Here is a 15,517-nt window from a genome sequence, read left to right on the forward strand (position 1 = left end):
GGCACGAGCCGGGAGGGCCCGCCGCCGAGCGCCTCTCCCGCGAGGGCGAGCGCGCGGCGGGCCCGGCGCGTCCAGATGTCGGGGAAGGGCGCGGCGAGCCCGAGCGCGCGCCGGGCGGACTCCGCCGCCTCGGCCGCCTCCCCCCGGGCGAGGCTGACCTGGCTGCTCAGGGTGAGCGCGGCGGCTCGCATGGGCCGGCTCGCGCACCGCTCGGCCTGCTCCTCCGCCTCGCCGGCGCACCGCGCGGCGTCCTCGACGTCTCCTTCGCTCAGCCGCACGCGGCCGAGCCCGACCGAGGCGAGCGGGCGCAGGAAGTGCTGCCCGGTGAGCTCGGCGACGGCCAGCAGCCGGACGAAGTGCCCGGCCGAGCGGTCGACCCGGCCGTGCAGGCGCTCGGCCTCGGCCAGCCAGTACAGCGCCTCCAGCCGGCCGGCGAGATCGTCGTCGGCGCAGGCGTCCAGCAGCGCCGCGGCGATCCGGACGGGGCCGAGCGCCTCGGTCCCGTCGTGCGCCTTGCGCACGATCCCCTGGAGCGCGAGGCTCTGGGCGCGCACGACCGGGTCCTCGTGCCGTCCTGCGACGGCCAGGCGGAGGCCGAGCCCGGGGTCGACCCCGCCGGAGCTGAGCGCGGTGGCGCCCAGCTCCAGCGTGAGCCCCGCGGCCTCGTGCTCCAGGAGCGCGATGCCCTCCAGGAGCACGGCCCGCGACCGGGCGTACCGGCCGAGCAGGCGCGAGACCCGGCCGTACCACTCGACGGTCTCGGCCAGCCGGTCGGCGGGCAGGTCCGGCTCGGCTCGCCGCATCACCGTCCACAGCAGCCGTCCGCTCTCCTCCAGGCGCCCGGCGACGGCCAGGGCCTTGCCGAGGTCGGCGAGTTCGGCCAGCAGCGCGGTCATCAGCGCATCGCCTCGCGGACGCTGCGCGGGCGCATGTCGGTCCAGTGCTCCTCGATGTAGCCGAGGCACTCGTCCTTGGTGCCGCGCACCCCGACCGACCGCCAGCCGGCCGGCACCTCCCGGCCCACCCGCCAGACCGAGTACTGCTCCTCGTCGTTCATCACCACGTCGTACTTCTCCATGCCGTGCTCATCCATTTCCTGCCTCCGCGGGTTTCAGGCCATTCAGGAATTGCCACAAGTCTGCATATCGCCAGTGAATATGACCACTGATCAGCACATCTCTCAGATATGACATATTCATGATCCGGCCGTGAATCGTGCCATGGTGTGGCGAACCGCCCGCGGCGCACACTGAACCTGATCGATTCACACGAGAAAGGCAGCGTCATGGACCACACCACGATTCCCGCCCCCGCTCGGGACGATCTCCGCATCGAGGACCTCGACCGCACCGCCGCCGGCTCCGCCCAGTTCACCTGGTGCATCGTCCAGGCCGACGCCACCGCGGCCGGATAGGGCGCGCCATGCGGCCGACGGACGACCGGACGATCGGGTTCCGGCGCCACCTGCGCGCGGAGACCGTGCGGGGCGAGGGCGTCTACCTCGTCTCGGCCCAGCGCACGACCGTGCTGTCCGGCGCGTACGCCGAGCGGATCGCACCGCTGCTGGACGGCACCCGGACCGTCGCGGAGGTGCGCGCGCTCTGCGGGCTGCCCGAGGACCGGTTCGGCACGATGATCGGCGACCTGCTCGCGGCCGGTCTCGTCTCCTGCCGGGACCGCGCCCCCTCCGACCCCGCCGCCGACGCCTACTGGGACCTCGCCGGAGCCTCCGAGCCCGGCGCCCCGGTCCTCGGCCTCGCCGTCCTCGGCGGCGCGGACCCCGCCGCCGTGCGCGCCGCCTGCGAGGACTCCGGCCTCGCGGTCGCCCGCGACGGCGCGGACGCCCCCTTCACCCTGGTGGTCTGCGAGGACTACCTCTCCCCCGAACTCGCCGCCTTCAACGCCGCCCGCCTCGCCGACGGCCGGCCGTGGCTCCTCGCCCGGCCGTGCGGCGCCGAACCGTGGACGGGGCCCGTCTTCCGCCCGGGAGCCGGGCCCTGCTGGTCGTGCCTGGCCGTGCGGCTGCGCGGCCACCGGCGGGCCGAGCAGCTGGCCTACCGGGGCCGCCGCCCGCTCCGCCTCCCGGACGCCTCCCTGCCCGCCACCCGCGTGATCGGCCTCCAGACCGCGGTCCTGGAGGCCGCCAAGTGGCTCGCCGGAGTCCGGCACGAGGGGCAGGACGGGATCTTCAGCCTGGACACCCTCACGCTGCGCTCCGCGCTCCACCCCGTCGCCGCCCGGCCGCAGTGCCCGGACTGCGGCGACCCCGGCCTCGTCGCCGCGAAGGTCCTGGCCCCGCCGCGCCCCGGCGCGCGGGCCAAGGCCGCGGCCTCCGGCAACGGGCACCGGGCGCTGACCGCCGAAGCGGTGTGGGAGCGCTTCGGCGGGCTCGCCGACCCCGTCTCCGGCGTCGTCTCCGAGGTCGCCAGGGACCCGCGCAGCCCGTCCTTCCTGCACTGCTACCGGTCGGGCCCGAACCTGGCGTTCTCCGGCGGCGGCCTCGCTCTCCACCGGGCGGGCCTGCGCATGCAGAGCGGCGGCAAGGGCCGCACCGACGCCGAGGCCCGCGTGAGCGCGCTGTGCGAGGCCGTCGAACGCTACAGCGGCACCCGCTCGGGCGACGAGCCCACCGTGCGCGGCAGCTACCGGGAGCTGGCGCCCGAGGCCGTCCACCCCGCCGAGTGCCTGCTGTACGACGACCGCCAGTACGCCGACCGGGACCGGTGGAACTCCGTCGGCGACCCGTTCCAGTACGTCCCGGAGCCGTTCGACGAGGACGCCCCGACCGACTGGACGCCCGTCTGGTCACTCGCCGGCGGCCGCCGGCTCCTGCCCACCGACCTGCTCTACTACCGGCCCGGCGGCGGCGGGCTCGCCTCGGTGCGGGCCGACTCCAACGGCACCGCCGCGGGCGGCACGCTGGAGGACGCGATCCTCCAGGGCTTCCTCGAGCTCGTCGAGCGCGACGCGGTGGCGCTGTGGTGGTACAACCGCACCCGCCACGCCGCCGTCGACCCCGCCTCCAGCGCCGACCCCTGGGTCCGCGAGCTGCCGGCCAGGTTCGCCGGGCTCGGCAGGTCGCTGCGGGTCCTGGACCTCACCTCCGACCTCGGCGTGCCGGTGGCCGCCGCGGTCTCGCACCGGACCGGCGGCCCGGCCGAGGACATCATGCTCGGCTTCGGCGCGCACTTCGACCCCGAGGTCGCGCTCAGCCGGGCCGTCACCGAGCTCGGCCAGCTCCTGCCCGCCGTCGCCGACGGCTACGCGCCCGGCCTTCCGGCCCGGCTGACCGACTGGTGGCGGCGGGCCCGGCTCGCCGACCACCCCTACCTCGTGCCCGACCCCGTCCCGCCGGCCCGCGACGTCGCCGGCATGGCCGGGCCCGACGCCTACCGCGACACCGGCGACCTGCGCGACGACCTCGACCGGATCCGCGCGCTGGCCGCCCGGCACGGGCTGGAGGTGCTGGTGCTCGACCAGACCAGGCCCGACCTCGGGATGCCGGTCGTGCGGGTCGTCGTGCCCGGCCTCCGGCACTTCTGGGCCAGGTTCGGACCCGGACGGCTCTTCGACGCGCCGGTCCGGCTCGGCCGCCTCGCCGCGCCGACCGCCTACGCCGACCTCAACCCCGTCCCGTTGTTCCTCTGACCTTCCCCAGAACCTGGAGACCACCGTGGACCATCCTCCGCCGCCCGCCGAGCTGTGGTCGCTCCGCGAGGACGTGCACGTCGAGACCGCCGAGGGCGGTGCGGTCGTCGTGCACAGCCGCTGGGGCAGCACCGGCCTGCCCGAGGCCACGCCCGCCGAGCGCGAGGCGCTGCACCGGATGAGCCTCGGTCCCGTCATGCTGGAGAACGTCGTCGCCGATCCCGTCGGGCGGCGCGCGCTGCTGGCCGGCCTGCTCGCGCGGCTCGCGCACCTGATGGTGCGCTCGCTGCGGCTGGGCGCCGGGCAGCCGCTGCTCTCGGTCGTGCCGCTGACCCCGGCGTCCGGGCACCGCCCGGCCGCGCTCGACCGCGACCTGCCGGTGCGGCTGTCGCGGTTCGCGGTACTGCGCGGCGACGGCCGCGAGTACGTGCTGGAGTCGCCGCTGGCGCTGCACCGCGTGGTGCTGCACCGGCCCGAGGCGGTGTGGGCGATGGCGGCGCTGGCACGGCCGGTGACGCTCGCGGAGGCGGGCCGCGCGCTGCCCGCGGCGGCGCTCGCCGACGTCCTGCCCGACGTGCTCGGCGCACTCGTCGCGACCGGGATCGCCGTGCAGGCGCGCGCCGTCGGGCCGCCGGTGTTCGACGAGGACGACGACCCCGTGCTCGCGCTGTGGTCGCCGGTCGACCTGATGTTCCACACCCGCTCCACGCTCGGGCGGCACGACCACGACTTCGGCGAGACCCGCCCGCGCGGCGCGGCGGCGTCGGACGGGACCGTGGTCCGGCCGCCCGCGAGCCTCCCGGCCGTGCTGCTGTTCCGGCCGCGCTGGGACGCGCTGGTCGCCGGCGACCCGCCGCTCACCGTCGCGGTCGAGGGCGGGCGGCGGCGGCGCGACGACGGGCCGCCGACCGTCGACGAGATCGGAGAGCTGCTCTACCGCACGGTCCGGGTCCGTTCGATCGCCGGGCCCGCCGGAGTGCCCGCCGCGACCGGCGACCGGCCCTACCCGAGCCTCGGCGGCTGCTACGAACTGGAGGTCTACGTGACGGCCGCGGACTGCCCCGGCCTGGCGTGCGGCTGCTACCGCTACGACCCGGCCGGACACCTCCTCCAGCCGCTCGACGCCGCCGAGGCCGATGTCGAGGCCCTGCTGGACCAGGGCAGGACGGCCGCGGGCCTTCAGGACGCGCCGCCGGTCCTCCTGACGATCACCGCACGTTTCGACCGGGTTCACCGGCGGTACGAGGGGCCCGGTTACGCTCTGGTCCAGAAGAACGCGGGAGCCCTCCTGCACCTCATCGGACTGGTCGTCGCCGCGATGGGCCTGCGGGGCCGCGCCCACCACGACACCGACATCGAGACGGCGGCACGCGTGTTCGGCACCGACTGGCGGGTCGAGTCGAGCGTCGGTGCGTTCGTCGTCGGCCGCCGCCCGCCGGCCTCCACGCACTCCCTGACTCCCGTCAACGACTCGGCCTGGCCGGAACTTGCCAATTCCTACTTTTCCCAATAAAAGGGAATGGAAAGAACATTCGCCGAGAAGCACGTGAGAAACACAGGATCGATATAGTCAGGGCACACGGACCGCGCTTCGGTGACAGCGAAGGCCGCCAGTGCCGCTCCGGGAGGACCGTCTATGCCCCTTCCCTCCGAAAGGGACCGCGTGGCCGCGGACGACGAAGACCCCGAATCCTCGCTGTGGGCGCCGCGGATGGCGCTGCTGGTCACCCTGTCGGTGCTCGTCGGCTACACGCTGACGACCCTGATGAACGTGCTCGGCCAGGGCCCCGGACCGCTGATGCTGGTCGCGGTGTCCGTCTGCCTCGCGCTCACGCTCGCGCTCCAGCTCCTGCACTCCACCCGCTCGCCGCGCTCCTGGCCCGCCCGGACCCGCGCACTGACGCTGTCGGCGCAGGCCGTCGCGACCTACGCGCCGCTCGCCTGGTTCGGCCTGCCGTGGGGCGCGATGGCCGGGTTCCTCGCCGGATCGCTGCTGCTGGCCGTCCCCGGCCGGGTCCGCTGGCTGCTGTACCTGCTGTCGGCCGTGGCGATCGTGCCGGTGGTGCTGGCGCTGTACGGTCCGGAGGCCGGGGCGGCGATCTACGGTGCCGGCGTCACCCTGCTCACGGGGTTCATCGTCTACGGGGTCAGCTCGCTCACCGAGCTCGTGGAGGAGACCCGCGAGACGCGCAGCGCGCTCGCGCGCATGGCCGTCGTCGCCGAACGGCTGCGCGTGGCCCGCGACCTGCACGACCTGCTCGGCTACCGGCTCTCGGCCATCACTCTGAAGAACGAGCTGGCCTACCGGCTGCTCCCGGCCGCGCCGGAGCGGGCGGGCGCGGAGATCGCCGAGACCCTCGTCATCGTCCGGGAGGCGCTGGCCGACGTCAGGCTCGTCGCCACCGGCTACCGCGACATGTCGGTGCGGGCCGAGGCCGACTCGGCGGTGTCGGTCCTGTCCTCGGCGCGGATCCGCGTCCGGGCGGAGGTGGCCTCGGGGCCGCTGTCGCGCGAGGTGGACACGGCGCTGTCGATCGTGCTGCGCGAGGCCGTCACCAACGTGCTGCGGCACAGCAAGGCCCAGCACTGCGAGATCTCCGCGGTCCGCGACGGCGGGCGGGTCCGGCTGGCCGTCTCCAATGACGGGGTCGAGGCCGAGCCGCCCGGACGCCGCGGCGTCGGCCTGGACAACCTGCGGATCCGGATGGAGGCGGTCGGCGGGACGCTGGAGAGCGGGCGGCTCGGCGAAGACCGGTTCCGCGTCACCGCGACCGCGCCCGCGCCCGACGCCGAGGAGCCGTCGGCGCCCGAACCCGAGGAACGGCGGGGCCGGTCCTGGGCGCCGAACCACACCCTCGTCATCACGGTCATGGTCCTCGCCGGTTACCTCCTGATCATGCTCATCAACGCCGGCACGGTCTCGGCCGCGTCCGCCGTGTCCGCCGCGGGCATGCTCGCCACGCTCGGCTGCCTCGCCGCGGTGTTCGGCCTCCAGCTCCTGCACTCCCTGTGCAGGCCGCGCACGTGGCCGCTGCGCCTGCGGGTGATGACGCTGGCGGTCCAGGGCGCGGCCACCTACGCGCCTCTGCTGTGGACCGGACGCCCGTGGGGGGCGATGGCCGGGTTCTTCGCCGGGTCGCTCCTGCTGAGCGGCGCCGCGCCGGCGCGCTGGGCGTTGTTCGCCGGGTCGGTCGCCGTCCTCGCGCCGATCGCCGCCGCCGAAGGCGAACCGGCCTCCTACGACGCCTACCTCGTCGTCTCCTCGCTCGTCGCCGGGCTCGTCGTCTACGGCGTGACGACGATGTACGCGCTGGTCGTGGAGATCCGCGAGGCGCGCGACGCGCTCGCGATCGGCGAGGTGACCCGCGAGCGGCTGGCGGTCGCGCACGAGCTCAACGAGGGGCTCGGCGCGGGCCTGTCGGAGATCGCGCTGAAGGGCGAGCTGATCCACCGGCTGCTGCCCGGCACGCCGGACGCCGCGCAGGCCGAGATCATCGAGGTGCTCGACGTCTCGCGCCGGACGCTCGCCGACGTCCGGCTGGTGGCGAGCGGATACCGCGGGCGCGCCCCGCAACGGAACCCGCCTTCCGCTCGTCAGAAAGAGGCGGGGAAGTGAACCCGCCCCCTGCTCCCGTGCGCGCCCGCTCGCGCAGACAGACCTGGTGGTGAAACCGTTGCTCAAGATTCTCCTCGCGGAGGACATGCACATGGTCCGCGGGGCGCTGGTCGCGCTCCTGGAACTGGAGGACGACCTGGAGGTCGTCGCGAAGGTCGACAGCGGCGACAAGATCCTTCCGGCGGCCCTGCAGCACCGGCCCGACGTCGCCATCATCGACGTCGACCTGCCGGTCCTCGACGGGCTCTCCGCCGCCCAGCAGCTGCACCAGAACCTCCCGGGGTGCCGGACCCTGATCCTCACCGGGCTGGGCCGGCCGGGCACGCTGCGCCGTGCGATGTCGGCGCACGTGTCGGGCTTCCTTCTCAAGGACTCGCCTTCCGAAGGGCTCGCCCGCGCCGTCCGCGACGTGGCCGCGGGCCGCCGGGTGGTCGACCCGCAGCTGGCGATGACGGCCTGGGACCTCGGCCCCAACCCGCTGTCCGAGCGCGAGGCCGAGGTGCTGCGGCTGACCGCGCGGGGCGCCGAGGCCGCCGAGATCGCCGCCGACCTGCACCTGTCCGTCGGGACGGTGCGCAACTACCTGACGGCGATCGTGCTGAAGCTCGGCGCCCGCAACCGGCTCGACGCGGTGCGCATCGCCACCGAGGCGGACTGGCTCTCCTGACCGCGGAGAGCCGGTCCCGCCCCGGCTCCCGCTCAGCGCGCCGACGTCATCCCGGCGACGAGGAGGTCCATCAGCCTCTCGGGGGCGTCCATGAACCGGTAGTGGGCGCCCTCCAGGACCTCGAACGAGGTGTCTCCGCAGTCGGCCCACCCCGCCATGAGCCGGTGGTCGACCTCGGTGTCGCCCGACCAGCCGAGCGCGGTGATCGGCGAGGCGAGGCGGACGGGCTCGGCCGGCCGGTACCGCTTGTTGGCCTCCACGTCGGCGCGCAGGATGCCGAGGCTCATCTCGACGAGCGACGGCAGCGGCTTGCCGCCGAGCCGCACGATCAGCTCCCGCACCTCCTCGCCGAGCTCGGCGTCGGACATCTCCAGGAACCGGCCGGCCGGGCCCTGGTGCGGCGCCACCTGCGAGGAGACGAACAGCCGCGCCGGGGCCGGGTAGCCGCGCTCCATCAGCCGGACGGCCGTCTCGTAGCCCGGCAGCGCCGAGCCGCAGTGGCCGAAGAACGCGAACGGCCGGTTCAGGTGGGGCCGCAGCACCTCGACCAGGTCGTCGGCCAGCTCCTCGTAGGTGGCGTAGGGGTCCTCGCGCAGCCGGTTCTCCCGTCCCGGCGGCTGGATCGGCACGATCTCGACCTCGCCGAGGAAGCGGGGCCACTGCCGGTACATGCTCGCGCCGCAGCCGGAGTAGGGCAGGCAGAAGATCCGGGCGGCGCTCTCGGGCGACGGTTCGCGCAGGAACCACTTCCTGCGGACCGCCGCGGTCACCTCGGGCGGCGTGGTGGTGGACGTCGTCATCTCTCGTTCCTCTCCTCGCGGGTGCGGCGGCTCAGGCCGGGACCGCGACCTCGTCGACGGCCGCCTCGTACAGGTGGCGGGACTCCTTCCTGATCTGGGCCCGCAGCGGCATGTGCTTGATCCCGGCGACGAAGTTGGAGTGCAGGTGCTCCACCGGCCCGGTGATCTCGAAGCCCTCGAAGTGCTCGATCAGCTCGTCGAAGAGGATCTGCATGGTCAGGCGGGCCACGGTGTGCCCGACGCAGTAGTGCGAGCCGACGCCGAAGGTGATGTGCCGGTTCGGCTTGCGGCGGATGTCGAACTCGTAGGGGTTCGCGAAGACCTTCTCGTCGCGGTTGCAGGCGCCGAGCCACACCACGACCGCCTCGCCCTGCCTGATGAGCTTGCCGGAGAGCTCGACGTCCTCCAGCGCGTAGCGCATGAAGTGGTTGGCGGGCGAGGCCCAGCGCAGCGTCTCGTCGATCGCGGTCCGGTGGACGGTGGCGCGGTTGGCGCGCCAGTCCTCGAACACCGGCGTCGTGGTGAACTCGACCATCGCTCCGGTCGGCACGTACGGGGTGGTGACGTTGGCGCCGAGGATCAGGCTGTAGCAGTTGGACAGGATCGCGCCGGTCTCGGGCCGGCGGCCGTCGAGGTCGATGCTCAGCAGCATGCTGATGAGGTCGTCGCCGAGGTCGTTCCGGCGGACCTTGACGATGTCGTGGAAGAACGCGAACAGCTCGCGGTGGGCGAGCTCCAGCGTGCGCTTGGCGTCGCCGGTGGTGAACTCCGGGTCCTCCGGCGCGATCGACATGGCGGTGAGCTCGGTCAGACGCGGCCAGTACTCGCGCGGGACGCCCATCATCGTGCCGGCCGCGGCCATCGGCAGCATCATCATCGAGGACGCGAAGTCGAAGGTCTCGTCCGAGAGGGCCGGGGCCAGGACCCGCCGGATCTCGGCCTGGATCGCCGGGCGGTAGCGCTCGACGGCCTTGTTGGTGAGCGCCTTCTGCACGGGTTCGCGCATGCGGCTGTGCTGCGGCGGGTCGGTCGCGGCCATCTGCCGGCCGCGGGCCGGGTCGTCCTTGCCCAGCAGGAAGAGCATGGTGCCGCGCTGGGAGGTGAAGCGGGTGTGGTCGCGCAGCACCAGCTCGCCGTCGGCGAAGGTGGTGACCGACCAGAAGCCGAGCTCGTCGCCGACGTTCTGCCAGCGCACCGGGTCGTGCTCGCGCATGAGCGCCCAGGCGGCGTGCGGGTCGCCCTGGCTGAACAGGCCGTGGTCCATCAGGTCGATGCCGGCGAGGTCGACGGGCTGGAAGTTCTCGGGACGGGAGAGCCGCATGGTCATGCCTCTTTCGCTGAGTCGGTGAGGAGGGCTTCGACGGCCTCGGCGAGCTCGCCGATGGTCGGGTGGAGGTAGAGGGTGCGGGCGGCGACCTCGACGGCGTACTCGGCGTGCAGCGCGACGAGCAGTTCGGCCGCGATGAGCGAGTGGCCGCCGAGCTCGAAGAAGTCGTCCTCGACGCCGACCGGCTCGATGGCGAGCAGGTCGCTCCACAGGTGGGCGAGGTGCGCCTGGACCGGCCCGTCCGGCGCGACGTAGGACGAGGGGAGGTTGCGGGAGACGCGCCGGGCGGGCGGCAGCGCGGCCCGGTCGACCTTGCCGGTGGGGCCGAGCGGCAGCGCGTCCAGCAGGATGATCGCCCACGGCACGAGGTAGGACGGGAGCCGGTCGCGCAGCGCCTCGCGGAACTGCGCGGATCGTCCGGACGGCCCGACCTCGGCCGGGTCGTCGGCGACGACGTAGGCGACGAGCCGCTTGCCGCGCGTGCCGTCGCGCTGGGCGACGACGACGGCCTCGTGGACGTCGGGGTCCTCCAGGAGCGCGGCCTCGACCTCGCCGGGCTCGACCCGGTATCCCTGCACCTTGATCTGCCGGTCGGCGCGGCCCAGGAACTCCAGGACGCCGTCCGGCCGCCAGGCGACGAGGTCGCCGGTGCGGTACATGCGCTCGCCGGAGGCGAACGGGTTGGGCAGGAACCGGTCCGCCGTGGCGCCGGGCCGGTTCAGGTAGCCGCGGGCGAGGCCCTCCCCCGCGGCGTACAGCTCGCCGGGCACGCCGGCCGGAACGGGCCGCAGGGCGGCGTCCAGGACCAGCGCCCGGGTGCCGCTGATCGGCGGGCCGATCGGCACGGTGCCGTCGGCGGGCGCGGCCGTGCTGGTCCAGCAGGCGGTGAAGGTGGTGTTCTCGGTGGGCCCGTAGCCGTTGGTGAAGGTCAGGCCGGGGCTGTCGGCGAGGACCTGGGCGAGCTGGGTGCGCGAGACGACGTCGCCGCCGGCGATGAGGTGCCGGAGGCCGCTGAAGGCGTCGGGGTGGAGCGCGGCGAGCTGGTGGAACAGGCCGGCGGTGAGCCAGAGGACGGTGACGGCCTCCGTGCGCAGCGACCGGGCAAGGCCGGTCAGGTCGACGCGGCCGGGCGGGTGGACGGCCAGGCGCGCACCGCAGGTGAGCGGCGCCCACAGCTCCAGGGTGGAGGCGTCGAAGGCGACCGGCGCGAGCTGGAGGAAGACGTCGTCCTCGCCGAAGTCCGCCCAGTCCGGGCGCTGGACGAGGCGGCTGACGGCCGCGTGCGGGATGGCCGCGCCCTTCGGCTCGCCGGTCGATCCCGAGGTGTAGCTGACGTAGGCGAGATCGTCGGGGCGCACCGTCGGACGTGTGAAGGACGAGGCGCCTTCGGGCCCGGGGACGTCCTCGACCGTGACGACCTCGGCTCCTTCGGGGACCAGTCCGGTGAACCGCTCCTGCGCGACGACGACGGCCGCGGCGGTGTCGGCGACGAGGTGCGCGATCCGCGCGGGCGGCAGGTCGGGGTCGATGGCGGCGTAGGCGCCTCCCGCCTTGAGCACGCCGAGCAGCGCGACGACCAGGTCGATGGAGCGCTCGGCGAGGACGCCGACGATCCTGCCGGGACCGACGCCCTCGCCGGCGAGCCGGGCGGCCAGGCGCGCGGCCCGCTCGTCGAGCTCCCGGTAGGTGAGGGTCGCGCCGGCGCAGGTGACGGCGGGCCGGTCGGGGACGCGGCGGGCCTGGGCCTCGACCAGCTCGTGCACGCACGCGGCGGCGGCCGGTGCGACGCCCGTCCCGCCGAAGGCCAGGACGCGGGCGGTCTCGGCGTCGGTCGCCAGCGGCAGCGCACCGACCGGGACACGTGGGTCGTGCGCGCCGGCATCGAGCGCGACCCGCAGCTGTGCCGCGAGCTCGGCGGCGGTCGCGGCGCCGTCCGGGCCGACGCAGGTGATCCGGGCCTCGGTCCCTCCGGGGCCCGGCCAGGTCTGGAGGACGACCGGGGCGCCGGTGCGCGCGGCGGCCGGGACGGCCGGGTCCGCGTCGGCGTGGTGCTCGGCGTCGAACGGCTCGTCGAGCGGCCCGTCGCCGCCGCGCGCGGCGGCCTCGGCGAGCGCGCCGAACGGCGTCTCGGCGGCGATGTCGGCGCACAGGGCCGCGCCGATCCGGCCGCCGGGTCCGGCCAGCGCGATCCGCACCGTGTCCTGGGTGGTCCTGCGGTGCAGGACGGCGGCGAGCGCGGCGAGCACCTCGGCCCCGGCGCGGGCGCCGAGCGCGAACTCCTCGGCCGGCGCGGGTCCTGGCCTCTGTTCCATGATGGTCATCGGGACTCCTCGGGGTCGGTCGAGCGGGGGACGCGGAGCGCGACTCCGCAGGGTCCGGCCGGGTCGTGGACCCGGGCGCCGGGCCGGTCGGCGATCGCGGTGAGCAGGTCGAGGTAGTCCTCGGCGATGTCGGCGACCCGCTGCGGGCTGTAGAGCGCGGTGCGGTAGGTCTGGACGAGGTGCGCCTCGCCGTTCCCGCCGGTGAGCCGCATGGCGAAGCGGCCCTGGGAGCGGCGGTAGGGCACCCGTCTGGTCAGGGCTCCGGTGAGCCCGGCTTCGAGGGGGACGTCGGGGTTGGTCTCCTCGGTGAACAGGACGGGCAGGTCGAACTCCGGCCAGAGCCGGGCGATGTCGGCGACCGGGAGGTCGCGGTGGTCGAGGTCTGCGGCGACCGCGTCGCGGGTCGCGGCGAGCAGGTCGCGGAAGGCCGGGTCGCCGTCGAGGCGGACGCGGATCGGCGGCTCGTTGATGAACACGCCGAGCACGTCCTGGGTCTCGGGCCGGCCGCGCAGCGAGATCGGGCTCATCAGGACGATGTCGCGGCGGCCGGAGTAGGCGCCGAGCAGGACCGCGAACGCGGTGAGCGAGACCATGTAGAGGCTGGCGCGCTCGCGGGCGGCGAGGTCGCGGAGCCGGTCGACGAGGCCGGGGTCGATCGGCATCTCGCGGGTGGCGCCGTGCAGGCCGGGCCGGGCGGGCGGCGTCAGGTCGTACGGCGGCCGCAGCGGCTCGGCGCCGGCCAGGCGCCCGCGCCAGTACGCCTCCAGCCGGTCGCGGTCGCGCTCCAGGCGCGCGTTCTGCCAGGCGACGACGTCCACGGCCTGGACCGGCGGCTCGGGCAGGGCCGGCGTGCCGCCGGAGGCGAACGCGGCGTAGGCGAGCGACAGCTCCGCGCAGAACACCTCCTGCGAGCGCAGGTCGCCGATCTGGTGGTGCATGACCAGCACGAGCTCGTGCCGGTCGGGCGCGAGGCGCAGCAGCCGCAGCCGGACCAGGTCGTCGCGCTCCAGGTCGAACGGCTCGTCGAAGACGGCTTCGGTGGCCGCCTCCACCTCGTCCTCGGTCACCTCGACTACCGGGACGCGCTGCGGCCGCGGCTCGGGGTCGACGTAGGCGGCGAGTTCGCCGTCCTCCATGACGAACCGGGTGCGCAGCGGCTCGTGCCGGCGGGCCGTCCAGTCCAGCGCCCGCTCCAGCGCGGCGGCGTCGAACGGGCCCTGCAGGCTCATCGCGCCGACGAGCACGAAGGCGTCCTTCTCCTCGTCCTCCTCGTGGTAGCGCCAGTAGACGCGCTCGATGCCGGAGGTCTCGAACCGCTGGACGCCGCCGGTCCGCGGCAGCCGCGGCACCGGCCGCTCGGCGGGCGCGACCCCGCCGGCGTCGATCCGGGCCGCGATCGCCTCGACGGTGGCCTCGCCGCCGAACAGCGCGCGCAGCGGCAGCTCGGCGCCGAACCGGTCGCGGATCTCGGCGACCAGGCGGACGGCCGCGAGGGAGTTGCCGCCGAGGTCGAAGAACCCGGCGGTCACGCCGACCCGGTCCAGGCCGAGCAGCTCCGACCACAGGCCGGCCAGCGCGGTCTCGGTCGCGGTGCGCGGCGCGACGTACGCCTCCTGGACGTCTCCGGCGTCCGGTTCGGGCAGCGCCGTCCGGTCCAGCTTGCCGTTGGCGCTGAGCGGCAGCGCGGAGAGCGGCACCAGCAGCGACGGCACCATCCACTCCGGCAGCCGGGCGGCGAGGTGCGCGCGGATCCCGGGCAGGTCGGGCTCGCCGCGCGGCACGACGTATCCGACGAGCCGCAGCGCGCCGAGCGGGTCGGGCCGGGCGGCGACGGCGCATCCGGCGAGGCCGGGGTGCTCGGCGAGCACGGCCTCGACCTCGGCCGGCTCGACCCGGAACCCGCGGATCTTCACCTGGGCGTCGGCGCGGCCGAGGAACTGGAAGCCTCCGGACGCCGCCCGGCGCACGCGGTCGCCGGTGCGGTAGAGGCGGGAGCCGGGCGGGCCGAACGGGTCGGGCACGAAACGGTCGGCGGTCATGCCGGGCCGGCCGGTGTAGCCGCGGCCGACGCCGGGCCCGCCGATGTACAGCTCGCCGGGCACCCCGTCGGGGACCGGCCGCAGCCAGCCGTCCAGGACGTGCAGGTCGGTGCCGGCGACGGCCTCGCCGAGCGGGACGACGAGGTCGGGGTCGCCGGTGTGGTCGACGGTGAGGACGGAGGAGGTGCAGCACGCCTCGGTGACGCCGTAGACCTGGACGAGGTCGCCGTCCCAGTCGCGCCAGGCGGCCAGGCCGCGCAGCGTCGGCGCGGTCTCCGACCCGAAGATCAGCCGACGCAGGACCGCCGGGACGGCCGCGCGTTCGCGCGGGCCCCAGGTCGCCAGCCGCGACGGGGTCGTGGAAAGGGTGGTCGCGCCGGTGGCGGCGACGAGGTCCCACAGGTCCTCGGTGGCCAGCGGCGGCTCGCCTTCGGGCAGCGCGACCGAGCCGCCGGTCGTCAGGTAGGGGTAGACCTCCTCGGCGACGACGTCGAAGCCGAGCGGCGCGAGCTGGAGCGCCCGGTCCCGCGGGGTGACGCCGAGCGCGCCGGCCATCGCCGCGGCGAACGCGGACAGGCCGCCGTGGGTGTTCATCGCGCCCTTGGGCCGGCCGGTGGAGCCGGAGGTGTAGACGACGTAGGCGAGCTGGCCGGGCGAGGTGGCGACGTCGGGCGCGGTGTCGGGGGCGTCGAGCGGACCGTCCAGCAGGACCGCCTCGGTGACGCCGTCCGGCAGCGCGTCCCGCAGCGCGGAGGTCGTGACGGCGTGCCGGGCGCCGGCGTCGGTGAGCATGTAGGTGAGCCGCTCTGCCGGGTAGGCGGGGTCGGCGGGCACGTAGGCGCCGCCGGCCTTGAGGACGCCGAGCAGCGCGGCGAGCAGGTCGGGCGAGCGCGGCAGCAGGACCGCGACCGGCGTCTCGGCGCGTACGCCGCGCTCGCGCAGGAGGTGCGCGACGCGGTTGGCGCGCCGGTCGAGCTCGGCGTAGCTCATCTCGCGGCCTCCGCAGACGACGGCGACGGCGTCCGGGGTGAGCCGGGCGTGCCGTTCGAAGGCCCGGTGCACCGGTTCGCCGTCTCCGGCGCCGTCCGCCCGGCGCACG

At 75.1% G+C, this 15,517-nt stretch carries 10 protein-coding genes and 1 pseudogene; 5 read left to right on the forward strand and 6 right to left on the reverse strand.

The annotated features are described in order from the left end of the window. Together ABD327_RS31830 and ABD327_RS31835 are read right to left on the reverse strand one after the other, a co-directional pair. Nucleotides 1–896, reverse strand: a pseudogene (locus tag ABD327_RS31830) (hypothetical protein); the annotation flags it as partial. Further along, nucleotides 896–1,093, reverse strand: a complete 198-nt coding sequence (locus ABD327_RS31835) for an MbtH family protein (RefSeq protein WP_344456160.1) — start codon at nt 1,091–1,093, stop codon at nt 896–898. The gene ABD327_RS31835 and the pseudogene ABD327_RS31830, both read right to left, overlap by 1 nt. 192 nt (nt 1,094–1,285) lie before the next feature. On the opposite strand from ABD327_RS31835, the gene ABD327_RS31840 reads away from it, so the two are divergent. From ABD327_RS31840 to ABD327_RS31860, 5 genes are all read left to right on the forward strand, one after another. Continuing rightward, on the forward strand, nt 1,286–1,414 hold the full coding sequence (locus ABD327_RS31840; RefSeq protein ID WP_344456162.1) for a hypothetical protein: 129 nt from the start codon (nt 1,286–1,288) through the stop codon (nt 1,412–1,414). Between the two features lie 8 nt (nt 1,415–1,422). Continuing rightward, complete coding sequence (locus tag ABD327_RS31845) at nt 1,423–3,648, forward strand: TOMM precursor leader peptide-binding protein (RefSeq protein ID WP_344456165.1); 2,226 nt, start codon at nt 1,423–1,425, stop codon at nt 3,646–3,648. A gap of 25 nt (nt 3,649–3,673) precedes the next feature. Beyond that, nucleotides 3,674–5,161 (forward strand): SagB family peptide dehydrogenase, encoded by a 1,488-nt coding sequence (locus ABD327_RS31850; RefSeq protein ID WP_344456167.1) that lies wholly within the window; start codon nt 3,674–3,676, stop codon nt 5,159–5,161. 123 nt (nt 5,162–5,284) lie between these two features. After that, complete coding sequence (locus ABD327_RS31855; RefSeq protein ID WP_344456169.1) at nt 5,285–7,264, forward strand: sensor histidine kinase; 1,980 nt, start codon at nt 5,285–5,287, stop codon at nt 7,262–7,264. A 58-nt stretch (nt 7,265–7,322) separates the two neighbouring features. Next, nucleotides 7,323–7,931, forward strand: coding sequence for a response regulator transcription factor (locus tag ABD327_RS31860; RefSeq protein WP_344456171.1), 609 nt, complete (start codon nt 7,323–7,325; stop codon nt 7,929–7,931). A gap of 32 nt (nt 7,932–7,963) precedes the next feature. Here the strand turns inward: ABD327_RS31860 and ABD327_RS31865 are convergent, their stop codons facing one another. From ABD327_RS31865 to ABD327_RS31880, 4 genes are all read right to left on the reverse strand, one after another. Further along, a complete protein-coding gene (locus ABD327_RS31865) occupies nt 7,964–8,731 on the reverse strand; it encodes a thioesterase II family protein (protein ID WP_344456173.1) in 768 nt (255 codons plus the stop codon). 31 nt (nt 8,732–8,762) lie between these two features. Further along, a complete protein-coding gene (locus tag ABD327_RS31870; protein ID WP_344456175.1) occupies nt 8,763–10,058 on the reverse strand; it encodes a cytochrome P450 in 1,296 nt (431 codons plus the stop codon). After that, nucleotides 10,055–12,379, reverse strand: coding sequence for an amino acid adenylation domain-containing protein (locus tag ABD327_RS31875; RefSeq protein WP_344456177.1), 2,325 nt, complete (start codon nt 12,377–12,379; stop codon nt 10,055–10,057). Before ABD327_RS31875 ends, ABD327_RS31870 begins: the two co-directional genes overlap by 4 nt. After that, nucleotides 12,376–15,517 (reverse strand): amino acid adenylation domain-containing protein (locus tag ABD327_RS31880; protein WP_344456180.1); only part of this gene is annotated, 3,142 nt, incomplete at its 5' end. The genes ABD327_RS31875 and ABD327_RS31880, both read right to left, overlap by 4 nt.

It is taken from the genome of Actinocorallia aurantiaca, assembly GCF_039533685.1.
GTDB lineage: Bacteria > Actinomycetota > Actinomycetes > Streptosporangiales > Streptosporangiaceae > Actinocorallia > Actinocorallia aurantiaca.